The 12,649-nt window shown below is 47.3% G+C and carries 17 protein-coding genes; 3 read left to right on the forward strand and 14 right to left on the reverse strand.

Going from position 1 to position 12,649, the window contains the following annotated elements; all coding sequences use genetic code 11:
• Positions 1-2: 2 nt before the first annotated feature.
• The 5 genes from BEB42_RS13975 to BEB42_RS13990 form a co-directional block, all read right to left on the reverse strand.
• Complete coding sequence (locus BEB42_RS13975) at positions 3-302, reverse strand: DUF5405 family protein (protein WP_001277898.1); 300 nt, start codon at positions 300-302, stop codon at positions 3-5.
• Positions 302-526, reverse strand: a complete 225-nt coding sequence (locus BEB42_RS13980; RefSeq protein ID WP_000557703.1) for a DUF2732 family protein — start codon at positions 524-526, stop codon at positions 302-304. Before BEB42_RS13980 ends, BEB42_RS13975 begins: the two co-directional genes overlap by 1 nt.
• A gap of 63 nt (positions 527-589) precedes the next feature.
• Complete coding sequence (locus BEB42_RS13985; protein WP_000217671.1) at positions 590-1,090, reverse strand: hypothetical protein; 501 nt, start codon at positions 1,088-1,090, stop codon at positions 590-592.
• Complete coding sequence (locus BEB42_RS26490; protein WP_001005162.1) at positions 1,087-1,257, reverse strand: hypothetical protein; 171 nt, start codon at positions 1,255-1,257, stop codon at positions 1,087-1,089. The genes BEB42_RS13985 and BEB42_RS26490 overlap by 4 nt, the downstream gene beginning before the upstream one ends.
• Before the next feature lie 10 nt (positions 1,258-1,267).
• A complete protein-coding gene (locus BEB42_RS13990; protein WP_000043869.1) occupies positions 1,268-1,543 on the reverse strand; it encodes a regulatory phage cox family protein in 276 nt (91 codons plus the stop codon).
• A gap of 114 nt (positions 1,544-1,657) precedes the next feature.
• Here BEB42_RS13990 and BEB42_RS13995 point away from each other — a divergent pair, with 114 nt between their 5' ends.
• Both BEB42_RS13995 and BEB42_RS14000 read left to right on the forward strand, forming a co-directional pair.
• A complete protein-coding gene (locus BEB42_RS13995) occupies positions 1,658-1,957 on the forward strand; it encodes a helix-turn-helix domain-containing protein (protein WP_001350698.1) in 300 nt (99 codons plus the stop codon).
• Positions 1,958-2,072: 115 nt separating this feature from the next.
• Positions 2,073-3,086: a site-specific integrase gene (locus tag BEB42_RS14000; protein ID WP_000985260.1), complete on the forward strand. Its 1,014-nt coding sequence runs from the start codon at positions 2,073-2,075 to the stop codon at positions 3,084-3,086.
• A gap of 276 nt (positions 3,087-3,362) precedes the next feature.
• Here the strand turns inward: BEB42_RS14000 and BEB42_RS14010 are convergent, their stop codons facing one another.
• A complete protein-coding gene (locus BEB42_RS14010; protein ID WP_001353116.1) occupies positions 3,363-3,680 on the reverse strand; it encodes a hypothetical protein in 318 nt (105 codons plus the stop codon).
• A gap of 413 nt (positions 3,681-4,093) precedes the next feature.
• Between BEB42_RS14010 and yegS the strand changes: the two genes are divergently transcribed.
• Positions 4,094-4,993 carry a lipid kinase YegS gene (gene yegS, locus BEB42_RS14015; RefSeq protein WP_000807383.1) on the forward strand — a complete coding sequence of 300 codons (900 nt, stop codon included), beginning with the start codon at positions 4,094-4,096 and terminating at the stop codon, positions 4,991-4,993.
• 81 nt (positions 4,994-5,074) lie between these two features.
• Here yegS and BEB42_RS14020 read toward each other — a convergent pair whose 3' ends face one another.
• From BEB42_RS14020 to fbaB, 8 genes are all read right to left on the reverse strand, one after another.
• Positions 5,075-5,848, reverse strand: a complete 774-nt coding sequence (locus BEB42_RS14020; RefSeq protein WP_001295426.1) for a DeoR/GlpR family DNA-binding transcription regulator — start codon at positions 5,846-5,848, stop codon at positions 5,075-5,077.
• A 105-nt stretch (positions 5,849-5,953) separates the two neighbouring features.
• Positions 5,954-6,994, reverse strand: a complete 1,041-nt coding sequence (gene gatD / locus BEB42_RS14025) for a galactitol-1-phosphate 5-dehydrogenase (protein WP_000844255.1) — start codon at positions 6,992-6,994, stop codon at positions 5,954-5,956.
• A gap of 47 nt (positions 6,995-7,041) precedes the next feature.
• Positions 7,042-8,397 carry a PTS galactitol transporter subunit IIC gene (locus tag BEB42_RS14030; protein WP_000490663.1) on the reverse strand — a complete coding sequence of 452 codons (1,356 nt, stop codon included), beginning with the start codon at positions 8,395-8,397 and terminating at the stop codon, positions 7,042-7,044.
• A 3-nt stretch (positions 8,398-8,400) separates the two neighbouring features.
• Positions 8,401-8,685: a PTS galactitol transporter subunit IIB gene (gene gatB, locus BEB42_RS14035; protein ID WP_000823264.1), complete on the reverse strand. Its 285-nt coding sequence runs from the start codon at positions 8,683-8,685 to the stop codon at positions 8,401-8,403.
• A gap of 34 nt (positions 8,686-8,719) precedes the next feature.
• On the reverse strand, positions 8,720-9,169 hold the full coding sequence (gene gatA / locus BEB42_RS14040; protein WP_000182883.1) for a PTS galactitol transporter subunit IIA: 450 nt from the start codon (positions 9,167-9,169) through the stop codon (positions 8,720-8,722).
• A 9-nt stretch (positions 9,170-9,178) separates the two neighbouring features.
• Positions 9,179-10,441: a tagatose-bisphosphate aldolase subunit GatZ gene (gene gatZ / locus BEB42_RS14045; protein ID WP_074500748.1), complete on the reverse strand. Its 1,263-nt coding sequence runs from the start codon at positions 10,439-10,441 to the stop codon at positions 9,179-9,181.
• 28 nt (positions 10,442-10,469) lie between these two features.
• The gene (gene gatY, locus BEB42_RS14050; RefSeq protein WP_000558569.1) at positions 10,470-11,324 is read right to left on the reverse strand and encodes a tagatose-bisphosphate aldolase subunit GatY; all 855 of its coding nucleotides are present in this window, start codon (positions 11,322-11,324) and stop codon (positions 10,470-10,472) included.
• A 227-nt stretch (positions 11,325-11,551) separates the two neighbouring features.
• Positions 11,552-12,604, reverse strand: coding sequence for a class I fructose-bisphosphate aldolase (fbaB, locus tag BEB42_RS14060; protein WP_000129551.1), 1,053 nt, complete (start codon positions 12,602-12,604; stop codon positions 11,552-11,554).
• Between the last annotated feature and the right edge of the window lie 45 nt (positions 12,605-12,649).

A 12,649-nucleotide genomic window follows, 5' to 3' on the forward strand; every position in this document is an offset into this window, starting at 1 on the left:
TATCAGCTCCTTTTATCGTTAAGTTTCCTGGATACATCAGCGCAATAACTGGCAAGTTCTGTCGTTAATTTTGTCAGTTCATCCACTGAGGAAATTTGCTTGTGGAATACAGCGCGTTTAACAAGTAAATTGACCACATCAGACAGGAGGTTTAATTCATTCTGATAAATCGCGATAACAGATTCAGTGATGTCGCGTTTTTCTTTATCAAGACAAAGTTGAATAAGAGACAAATCGCCATTTTTCATAACGGCGATTTTTAAGGCGTTATTCAGTAATACAACTGAATGAGAACAGGACATCAAAGTACCTCCCCGCGAGACAATCCGATATTGTGAAATTTTTCCGACTCCTGACTGAGCAGCTCGACTATCTCCACGCGGGATAACTCCGCCTTTGTGATATGGCGAATCATGGCGTCAAGATGAGAAGAAAAGCGCGTCGCAGCGTCGGCCTGTGCTTCGGTTCTGGCCTGTTGCAGCAGTAATGCGTATTTACCGCACTGATTTTCAGAAACTGTATGCATGACTTTCTCCGGGCAAAAAGAAGCCCCGCACGATTAAGCGCGTTAAAAACTCTGGTTAATTACTTAATGCAGATATTGCTCTGGTTTTACCGACGTCAGAATTGTCGGTGCATACTCAAACAGACTGAATAATTCACGTAATGCACGGAATAAAGCATCACGCCAGTAACATGATTCCTCATTAATTCGCCAGTATGGCTGGTTAAATTCTTTTTCTGTCAGTCGTGCGTGCATAAATAAAGTGCGACGCTGACTGACTGTTAAAAAACTAATATATGCATACTCACTTGCGCCAACCTGACGGCGTTTTGAGAATGCCCCACGCAACTCATCAATTGCACATACCAGTCGTTCACGTTCGACGTCGTTCATTTCTTCAAAACGCATCGTTGCGTGACGCTGTTTTAACTGCGCATGAAAGCAAACCGTTAGCCGTTCGCGCTCCATCATCTGATTATAATAATCACATGTATCCTGCCAGCGAGGAACGGCAAGATGCTTACCAATTATCCGGCGCATAGCTGCTGGCTGTTTTTCAACGAGATTGAGCGTCATCACTGTCATTTCCATACCCTCCGGCTTTTCAGAAAGGTCAGAGCCTTTTTTAACGGACTCTGTTTTTTGGTGCGGATAATGATTCCCTTACGCCCCTTACCATGGGTGATGGTGAAGTCAATCGCCCTGGGGCTTTCGTTACGCAATAACTGAGCAATACAACGAGGCTCGTTCATACGGTTCTCCTTAACGTGGTTCACCGAGACCTAACCACATCAACCAGCCGTCACGAATCTCTTTAGGGCGGCTTTCATAAGCCAGTTTTAGTCCGTTATTCCATGCCGGAAGGTATACCCAATATTCACCTGCACGACCTGAAGCTGATTGTGGATCGGTCATATCAATTACAGGCAGCTTTCCTTTATCGATCATCCGACGAACCGCTCCTGTCGATTTTCCTATTAGTTTTGCGAACTCCTGATAAGGAATCGCATCAGTCATGAGTGTTACTTGCTTGCTCATGTCGTCCCCCAGCCCTCATGAATTGCGTTTAATGCCTTATAATGCCTTTTAGTGCCCACATCCAAGCACTAAACAATCTACATCTAAACTAAATACTATTGAGATCTAAACACCATGTCAAACACGATAAGCGAGAAGATAGTCTTAATGCGAAAATCAGAGTATTTGAGCAGACAACAACTTGCTGATTTAACAGGGGTTCCGTATGGCACGCTGAGTTACTATGAAAGTGGTCGTTCAACACCTCCAACAGATGTCATGATGAACATCCTGCAGACCCCACAATTCACCAAATACACTTTATGGTTCATGACCAATCAGGTCGCTCCTGAGTCCGGGCAAATTGCGCCCGCTCTCGCACACTTTGGGCAAAACGAAACAACGTCGCCCCACTCCGGTCAAAAGACTGGTTAACAATTTATCGTGAATATATTCATCACAAGTGCCTACTATTGGTGGCTAAATTTCAGCCACCACGAAAAAAGCGATTAGTAGTAGCAAAAAAAAGTACCACTCGGAGGGTTTTCTGATGGCAATCAAAAAACTCGATGATGGTCGATATGAAGTGGACATCCGCCCTACTGGACGTAACGGAAAACGCATCCGTAGGAAGTTTGATAAGAAAAGCGAAGCTGTCGCTTTCGAAAAATACACGTTGTACAACCACCACAATAAAGAATGGCTATCAAAACCAACAGACAAACGACGTCTGTCGGAACTGACACAGATCTGGTGGGATTTAAAGGGTAAACACGAAGAGCATGGGAAATCTAATCTTGGAAAAATTGAAATCTTCACAAAAATAACGAATGACCCATGCGCATTTCAAATCACGAAATCCCTTATCAGCCAGTACTGCGCCACCCGAAGAAGCCAGGGTATTAAACCTTCGAGTATCAATCGTGATTTAACATGTATTAGCGGCATGTTTACAGCCCTGATTGAAGCGGAGTTATTCTTTGGTGAGCACCCTATCAGAGGGACAAAGAGGCTTAAGGAGGAAAAACCAGAAACAGGCTATCTCACACAGGAAGAAATTGCCTTACTGCTTGCAGCACTTGACGGCGACAATAAAAAGATTGCGATTCTTTGCCTGAGTACAGGAGCACGTTGGGGAGAAGCAGCTCGTTTGAAAGCAGAAAATATCATCCATAACCGCGTCACGTTTGTTAAAACGAAAACAAACAAACCACGCACCGTCCCGATTTCAGAGGCTGTTGCCAAAATGATCGCGGATAACAAACGAGGTTTTTTATTCCCTGATGCTGATTACCCTCGCTTCAGACGAACAATGAAAGCAATAAAACCGGATTTGCCAATGGGGCAAGCCACACATGCACTAAGGCACAGCTTTGCCACTCATTTCATGATTAATGGAGGAAGTATTATCACGCTACAACGGATACTAGGTCACACGCGGATTGAGCAAACTATGGTTTACGCTCATTTTGCGCCAGAGTACCTTCAGGACGCCATTTCTCTTAATCCGCTAAGAGGTGGTACTGAGGCCGAGAGTGTCCACACAGTGTCCACAGTAGAGTAACGTTTAAGGGCTTTCAGTGGTAATTTATGCCGCTCAAACCCGCATTGTACCGTTGAAAGCCCCTACTGGTGACACCCTAAATCTCCCTTACACGGGCTTATTTTTTATGCATAAACCATAGAGACGGATTGATCCCAGGTGACCGTCTTCCATTGACCACATCGATAGAATCCCCCTTCATAGCACGATGCCTTTCACTTAACGGCATCGTGCTCGTACAGGCTCCGGCTACGCACAACCAGAACGCGCATGTTTGACGCTTACAAAAAAATATTCTCACTCTCCACATTTGAATGTCAGACGCGCGACGCCATGTAATCCTGCCCCTTCAGTCTTCAGGTTAACTATCTGCATTTTTTTGCCCTGAGTAACACAGAAATTAGCTGCATCATTTTTCACTATATTTTCCGCACCAGATATTCTTCCCCTGGCTAAAGATGCTTCGGCTTCAGTGTAGTATTGGTTATCGAGTTTACGCTGGATATTACTTTTATAGGCAAGACCGAATTTACCGATACTTGTCTCATCATTATGCACAGCACAACCAGACATAAGAAAAACACTAATTAATGATATAGCAGCTGTCTTTTTCATCTCACCTTCCCCCATTAAATACCAACGACACGCTATGGTGTTTAAATATAATAATGGCATGATTATTATAATTGAATAGGATTATAATAAATGTTCTGTACAACATTTCCTACATAAGTAGGAATTACAAACATGAAGGCCCTTCCCAGGTACCCCCATGAGGGCTTTAATATATTTAGAATAAGATATTGAAGATGCCACTGTTTAGTTGAATATTAGGTATATGTTCTTTTTTGAAATTTATCGGTGGCTACCGTTAACATTCACTGTCCCCATTGCAAGCTCCTGGTGGTAACCACTGAATCCCCCATACTTGAACTGACTTTTTATCCTCCGATTTTCATCCTGTTCTGACTCCACCTTTTCTTTTCTGCTCTACACTATCTACAGACCAATCATAAAGGCATACGATTATGGCAGAATTTCCCGCCAGCTTACTGATTCTTAACGGCAAAAGTACTGACAATCAACCCTTGCGCGAAGCAATTATGCTGTTGCGCGAGGAAGGAATGACGATCCATGTGCGGGTCACCTGGGAGAAAGGCGATGCCGCCCGATTTGTAGAAGAGGCCCGGAAGTTGGGCGTCGCAACGGTGATTGCCGGTGGTGGCGATGGCACCATTAATGAAGTTTCTACGGCGTTGATTCAGTGTGAGGGGGATGACATACCCGCGCTGGGAATTTTGCCATTAGGAACCGCCAATGATTTTGCCACCAGTGTAGGGATTCCTGAGGCACTGGATAAGGCGCTGAAACAAGCAATTGCTGGTGACGCTATTGCGATTGATATGGCGCAGGTCAACAAACAAACCTGTTTTATTAATATGGCAACGGGTGGGTTTGGGACACGTATTACCACAGAAACGCCGGAAAAATTAAAAGCAGCGCTGGGTGGCGTCTCTTACATCATTCACGGCTTAATGCGCATGGATACACTGCAACCGGACCGTTGTGAAATCCGCGGTGAAAACTTTCACTGGCAAGGTGACGCACTAGTCATTGGTATTGGTAACGGCCGTCAGGCAGGTGGCGGTCAGCAATTGTGCCCGAACGCATTAATTAACGACGGCTTACTGCAACTGCGCATTTTCACCGGCGATGAAATTCTTCCGGCTCTCGTATCAACCTTAAAATCTGACGAAGATAACCCGAATATTATCGAAGGTGCTTCGGCGTGGTTCGATATACAAGCGCCACACGAAATTACCTTTAATCTTGATGGCGAACCGTTGAGTGGACAAAACTTTCATATTGAAATACTTCCGGCAGCATTGCGCTGTCGATTACCACCGGATTGTCCATTATTGCGTTAATCAAATTTCTCTTTCTTAATTCAGGGAGTATCAGTGATGCCGGATTCGGTGTACACACCTTATCCGGCATAAAGAACAATGCTACACCGTAATTAATTTCACCCGTGTCTTCTGCAATGCCAGTTTATCCACCTCTGACACGGCATCATCGGTAATAATAATGTCAATTTTTTCGATTGGTAGTACCTGATTAAAACCGCGACGGTTAAATTTCGATGAATCGAGAACGGCAATCACTTTATTAGCGGCTGTGACCATCGCACCGCTAATCGAATAACCTTCATTAAAGGTCGTAATACCATTAACCGCATCAATACCATCAGCACCGACAAACATTAAATCGGCATTAATATCCTGCAATGAACGCTCGGCAATGGAGCCATGCATCGAGCGCGTTTTATGGCGGACCGTGCCACCACAGACGACCAGAGTAATGTCTTTATTTTCGGAAAGGGCAAACGCCGCCGGGAGACTGTTGGTAATCACCGTGATATTTTTGGCGGTCATTAAACCTTCGGCGATAAGCATTGTCGTACTTCCGCTGTCGAGAATAACGGTCATCCCTTCGTGGATCATTTTGACTGCCGCCTGCGCTATTCTGTTTTTCGGTGCGCTGGCGAGCTGAAATCGCTCTTTAAACCCGACTTCCTGGGTCTCGGTTTCACTATTACCGGACATTATTTTCGCCGCACCGCCATGAAAGCGCGTAACCACGCCTTTTTGTTCGAGAAAGCGCAAATCGGCACGGATTGTCGCTTCCGAGGCAGCAAATACTCCCGCCAGATCCTGAACAAGCACGGTTCCCTGTTCATTCACTAATTGGATGATCTTATTCCTTCGCTCGAATGAATTCATCGTCATTTACCCATATTCAATTGTGGCTAGTGTAAACGAAGGGGGACCATTGGTGAATGATCTGTTTTGCACAATACCGGGCCAGCATCACGCTGGCCCGCGGTTTCAGGGAATAAGCAACACTTTGCCCGGCATAGCATTACGAGCGATGTCACGCACCGCCTGGGCGAAGCTTTCAAAGCTTCCACGGTGAGCGATTAATGGCTCCAGGCTTAACTTACGTTCTGTCAGCAACCGGCTCGCCGTTTCCCACTCCTGCCCCGGCCAAGGGCTGGAGTAGTTCATCCAACTGCCGATAACCGTCAGCTCTTTACGTAATATTTTGCCAAACGTTGTCGATGTTAAATGCAGATCCTGATGCAACGTGCCCACCAGCGCCAGCTGGGCATGAGGCCCGGCAATCTCTACCGCCAGTTCGACGGTTTGCGGGACGCCAGCCGTCTCGAGGATAAGCTGATTAAAGCGCAGCTCGCGTAAAACGGGCTGCATTTGCGGCGCGCTCATTTCAAGGCTGTTAAATGTTTGCATCGCACCGAAAGATTTTGCCAGTGCCAGTTTTTCTGAGCTAATGTCGATAGCCGTCACACTCTTTGCTCCCAGCGCGACAGCGCACTGAATGGCCAGCAGGCCAATGGTTCCGGCACCAATAATAATAACGTTTTTATTCTCACAACCTTGCGCTAAATGGAAAGCATGCAGGCCAACGGTAATCGGTTCAATAAAAGCCCCATCCTCAATAGGCATATGCGCAGGTAGAGCAAAGACATTTTTCCGCTTAACGACAATATATTCGGCAAACCCACCATCACGCCGTGAGCCAATAAAATCATATTTTGCGCACTGGGAATAAAACCCTTTCAGACACTCTGGACAAGTAAAACAGGGTAATAACGGCACACAGGCAACCGCATCGCCAGGATGTAAATCATCAACACCGGATCCCACAGCATCAATATAGCCGCTAAATTCATGGCCTAACGTTATTGGATAATAATGTGCACCATTTTTAAAAATTCTGGGTAAATCGGAACCACATAATCCCGAGCTGGCAATTTTTACCCGCACCTCATCCTGATGTTTAATTTCAGGAATGACTCGTTGGGCAACGCGTACGATACCATCAGTATCATTCACCACTGATTTCATAAAAACTCCTGATTATTAAGGGGGATAAACTCCCCCTCAGGTAAAAATTATTCTGCGAGAACGGCTTTCTCTTGTTTAATAAAGCCGCGCGCTCTACGCCAGGTCATGAAAATACCGGTAAGATAAATGGCACCGATAATAATGAAACCGGGAATATTTTGCGGGGAGAAAACCTGAATCAGTAACCAGGTAATGGGAGAACCGCCCTGATCCATTGAAGCCACCATGCCCCCGGCTTTTAACGCCCCAGCATTAGCCGCCAGTTGGGTGTGCAAACCAATAGTTTGCGTCGCGATCCACAGGGTGATGCTCATAATGATGACACCCGAGATTAAGGTGCGGAACAGATTTCCACGATGCACGGCAACTGCCATCGCAACAAAGAAGCCGATGGTGGCAAGGTCGCCAAACGGCAGTACCTGATTACCCGGAACACAAACAGCAATTAAAATGGTGAGCGGGATAAAAATCAGGCTTGCCGATACCACCGCCGTATGCCCCAGCAGCAACGCCGGATCAAGGCCAATCAGGAACTCCTGACCGCCGAACTTCGCCTGTAAACGACTACGGGCCTGCTTAGCGATGGGCGTTAAACCATCCATGATGGGTTTAATCACCCGTGGCATCAGCAGCATAACTGCCGCCGTTTTTACCGCCAGCTGCAATACACCTTTGACATCGTAACCCGCGAGGATGCCGATAATCAGCCCCATAACAAAGCCCACAGTGACAGGTTCGCCAAATGGGCCAAATTTGCGCTGAATATCGTCGGCGCTAAATTTAATACGGTTAACGCCTGGGATTTTCTCGATGATAGCATCCACCAGCACCGCAATTGGCCCCAGATACGCCGACGTACCGTGCGGAATAGCAATGCCTTCCAGCTCAAAGAAATTTCGGGTATCGCGGGCAAACCAGTCGCCGAGCTTATAAACAAACGCCGCGTGAATTACCACACCCGCCATCCCTATCATCCATGAACCGGTTGCCAGATGCAGCAATGCGCCGGTGAAGGTCATATGCCAGATATTCCATATATCAACATTTACCACCCGCGTCATACGGGTCAGTAGCATCGCCACGTTAACCAGAATCGCAATCGGAATCGCCACCAGCGCAATTTGCGACGCCCAGGTCATTGGTGAAGAGCCCGGCCAGCCGACATCGACCACATGCAGATTCAGGTCGAAATTTTCCGCCATCGCTTTCGCCGCCGGGCCAATGGAATCCAGCATTAAGCCAATCACCAGGCCGATGCCAACAAAGCCAATCCCGATATGCAGACCCGCTTTAAAGCAATCGCCTGCCTTCATGCCTAATATCTTAGAAAAAATAATGATGACAATCGGCAACATGACCGTAGGGCCGAGGTCGAGAATATAACGCATGACTTCTGAAAACATAGGTCACCCCTGTAAGATAGTCAGAATTTTATTTTGTAATGCTTCGATACCGACACCAGAAACAAAAGGCATGCCGTGAACTAACGGAATATCGCCAAAACTGCGGTCAACTCTGGCGGTAGTACAAATAAGATGTACACCATCCATATAGGTTTCTATTTCATTAACCCGACACTGGATTACTTCAACGGGGATATTATGGCTATGGCACAACTCTTTAATTTCTTCCGCCGCCATCGTAGAGGTCGCAACCGCGCCTCCGCAAGCGACAATAATCTTGCGTTTCATAATCAATCCTTTTTATTGGTACAGAGGTTTTTGGTTATTCGGAATCTAAAATATGCTGTGTGAAATATTCCTTTAATTGCGATTCAGAAATGGTGATTAGCGTTTCAACGATATCTGGTTGCTGCAACTTGCCAAATAAGCACCGCAAAAGCTTCAGTTGCTGCTGCGGATTTTCGACAATCAGCGCGATAATCAACGACACCGCCACGTCGTTATCATCATCAGCTTGCTGAAACTTTATTTTATTCGCCGGTCTTAACAGATAAATGGCTGACGACTTAGCATGAATCGCCTCACAATGCGGTATTGCAATGGCGTGCTGTTCAAGCATTATCCCGGTGGGGAATTCTGCTTCTCTGGCAATTAATGCCTGTGGCCAGGTTTCATGAACCACACCTTTCGCGATCATCTCATTACCGATATGGGTTAAAACTTCGCTACGATCGACAAAAGAAATTCCGCTACGAACAAACAGGTTAGTCATATACCGTCCTTATTCCGCACAGCCGTAGCGATAGGCACGCAAAACATCATAAATTTTATCCATAATCAACTGATACGGTATTGCCGATAATTCCCCGGACTGTATGCGTTCAAATTGTTTGGGTAGATACTGACTAATCATGCCCAGTGGGATGTCCACGTCTTCCAGATTCGCCATCATCGTTTCAACGCTATTCTTAATTCGACTATGCGGCCAGTAATAACGAATACGATCCGACAGGCTGTAACGAATATCCAGTAATGAATCGTTAAAACCCGTGCGATAATATTTTTTCCAGTACTGCGGTTCATCGAGCATCACTTCTTCAATCACCGCCAGGCAACTGCTACGATTTTCGGGGCCGATAAGCTCTTGCTCAATTTGTGCCAACGCAAATATCGCCTCACGTAGAGCAAAGGTTAATGCTGGCCCTACTTTCAAAATTGCAAAGTGATCGCGGACTAATTCCCAATAAGCCGTCCGGGTCTGGTAATCGGTAGAATGTGCTTCATAAACCATTCGGGTGTTTTCTATCCATTGCGCCAGCGCCTGCGCTTCTTGCGGCTGATAATGGATAATGTTGCTATGGTCAAACTCCACGCCTGGCTGCACCACGATGGCAATCACGCGTGTTAACGCCTCTGCCAGCCCACGAGCAATAAAGGCCTTTTGATGCGTACGTAAAGTATTGGCGGCATCTTCAACCCGGGTAATGTGTACTGACTGAATGGCGCTGGCCTCACCGCCCGGAACCGGAACTTCGGTGCCAATGACATAGCTCAGTTGCTCACGCTGGCAATCTGTCGCCACACTCTCCGCTGCGTGGCAAAGCACGGCAGCACGTTCAGCAACCGTTTCTGGCGCTAATGGTATTGGATCCCCCGCACATGACATTGACGCATCAAGGTGAATTTTACTGAACCCCGCTCGAACATATGCTTTTACCAGCTCGACGGATTTTTCCATCGCCGTATCCGCATTTTCTTGCTGCCAGCAGTTCGGTCCCAGATGGTCGCCGCCGAGAATGATACGCTCACGAGCAAATCCGACTTTATCGGCAATCGCAAACACAAATTCGCGAAAGTCCGCCGGTGTCATTCCGGTATAACCGCCAAATTGATTGACCTGGTTTGACGTTGCTTCAATCAGCACTTTACGCGTGCTGTTGCGATCAAATGCCAGCGCCGCTTCGATAACCAACGGATGGGCAGAACAGACTGAACATATGCCAATATGTTCACCAGCTTTATGCCGGGCAATTAACGTTTTCATGTTTTTTCCTTGTTAAATGGCAGGTGCGTTATGCCCTGCCCTCGCAGCCACAATCGGCAATCACTTTGCTCACCACATCGCGCATTGCGGATTTAGCCGACTGCAAATAATCCCGGGGGTCAGTCGCTTCAGGGTGCTCGGTCAGGTAATTTTTTAACGCCTGCGAGAATGCATTTTTAAGCTCCGTTGCAACGTTGATTTTGCATATCCCCAATTTAATGGTTTGCTGAATATCCTTAGTCGATAACCCTGACGCGCCATGCAGCACCAGCGGTAAGTTCACCCACTGGCGAATGTTCTCCAGTCGAGAAAAATCAAGCGCCGGTGCGCTGGCATACATACCGTGAGCCGTGCCGATGGCGACCGCCAGGGAATCAATCCCGGTTGCCTCGGCAAATTCACGCGCCTGAACGGGGTTGGTATACAACGCATCAGCTTCATTGACTTGCACATCATCTTCCTGGCCGCCAAGCTGCCCCAGCTCTGCTTCGACGCTGACATCAAAGCGATGGCAAAAATCCACCACCTCTTTGACCCGTGCAATATTTTGCGCATAAGGCAGATGCGAGGCGTCGATCATTACCGAGCGCACACCTGAACGAACTTTCTGAGCGATATCGTCAAATTTCGTGTGATGGTCGAGGTGAATCGCCAATGGATGGTGATAGTGCTTCGCCATCGCGCTGACCAGCGCCACCAGATTTTCTGTACCAGCATGAGTAAATGTACCGGGCGTTCCGGCAATGATGACCGGCGCATGCATGCTGGCAGCGGTTTCCACCACCACGTGCATCGTTTCGAGATTATGAATATTGAATGCCGGAACCGCGTAACCGCCGCGCTGCGCGTTGTTCAGCATTTGCTTTGTCGATACCACATGCATTTTCACATCCTGTTATTTATTTTCGATTTCAAAATATAATGAAATTTTTTGTTTCCAAATGTCGCGATATCGATCACAAAAAATACAATATGAAAATCAATCCAGAATGACAGGCAATAAAAACGGCCTCCCGGGGGAAGCCGTAACAAAGTGCACGTTGTTTTATGTCAGATGCGGCGCGAACGCCTTATCCGCCCTACGGGGTAGTGCTGTTCGTATGAGGCGTATCAGGCGATAGTAATTTTGCTATCGAGATAAACGTCCTGCACGGCGTTAATCAGTTTCACGCCGTCAGCCATCGATTTCTTGAACGCCTTACGTCCAAGAATCAGCCCCATTCCGCCAGCGCGTTTGTTGATGACCGCAGTACGCACTGCATCGCTGAGGTCAGTTTCACCGCCTGCAGCACCGCCGGAGTTTATCAACCCTGCCCGGCCCATATAGCAGTTAGCTAACTGATAACGCACCAGATCAATCGGGTTTTCGCTGGTCAACTTGCTGTACACGCGATCGTCGGTATAACCGTAATTAATCGCTTTATAACCGCCGTTATTTTCCGCCATTTTTTGTTTGACGATATCTGCACCTATGGTTGCCGCCAGATGGTTCGCCTGACCTGTCAGGTCGGCGGAAACATGGTAATCAACGCCATCTTTCTTAAAGGCGGAGTTACGCAAATAGGCCCACAGCACGGTCACCATGCCCAGCTCATGCGCGCGTTCAAAGGCCGCAGAAATTTCTTCAATCTGGCGACGTGACTCTTCCGAGCCAAAATAGATAGTCGCCCCAACCGCCACCGCGCCCATGTTGAACGCCTGCTCCACGCTGGCATACAGCGTTTGATCGTAGGTATTCGGGTAACTTAGCGTCTCGTTGTGATTAAGTTTGACGAGGAATGGAATGCGATGCGCGTAACGCCGCGATACCGATGCCAGCACGCCGTAGGTTGACGCCACACAGTTACAGCCCGCTTCGATCGCCAGTTCAACAATGTTTTTCGGGTCAAAGTAGAGCGGGTTAGCGGCAAATGAAGCTCCGGCAGAGTGCTCAACGCCCTGGTCAACCGGCAGAATAGAAAGATATCCTGTGCCAGCCAGACGCCCAGTGTTGTACAACGTCTGCATATTACGTAACACCGCTGGCGGGCGATTATTGTCAATCATCACGCGGTCTACGTAGTCATGTCCGGGGAGATAAAGCTGGTCAGAAGGAATAGTCATACAACGGTGCTGTAAAAGGTTGTCGGCGTCTTTGCCAAGCAACTGCGCAATATCTGTCATTACTATGCTCCCGTAAATTCCGATTGGATATCGGCTATGGATTGT

Origin of the sequence: Escherichia sp. MOD1-EC5990 (genome assembly GCF_002965285.1) — a bacterium.
GTDB classification, from domain to species: domain Bacteria; phylum Pseudomonadota; class Gammaproteobacteria; order Enterobacterales; family Enterobacteriaceae; genus Escherichia; species Escherichia coli_F.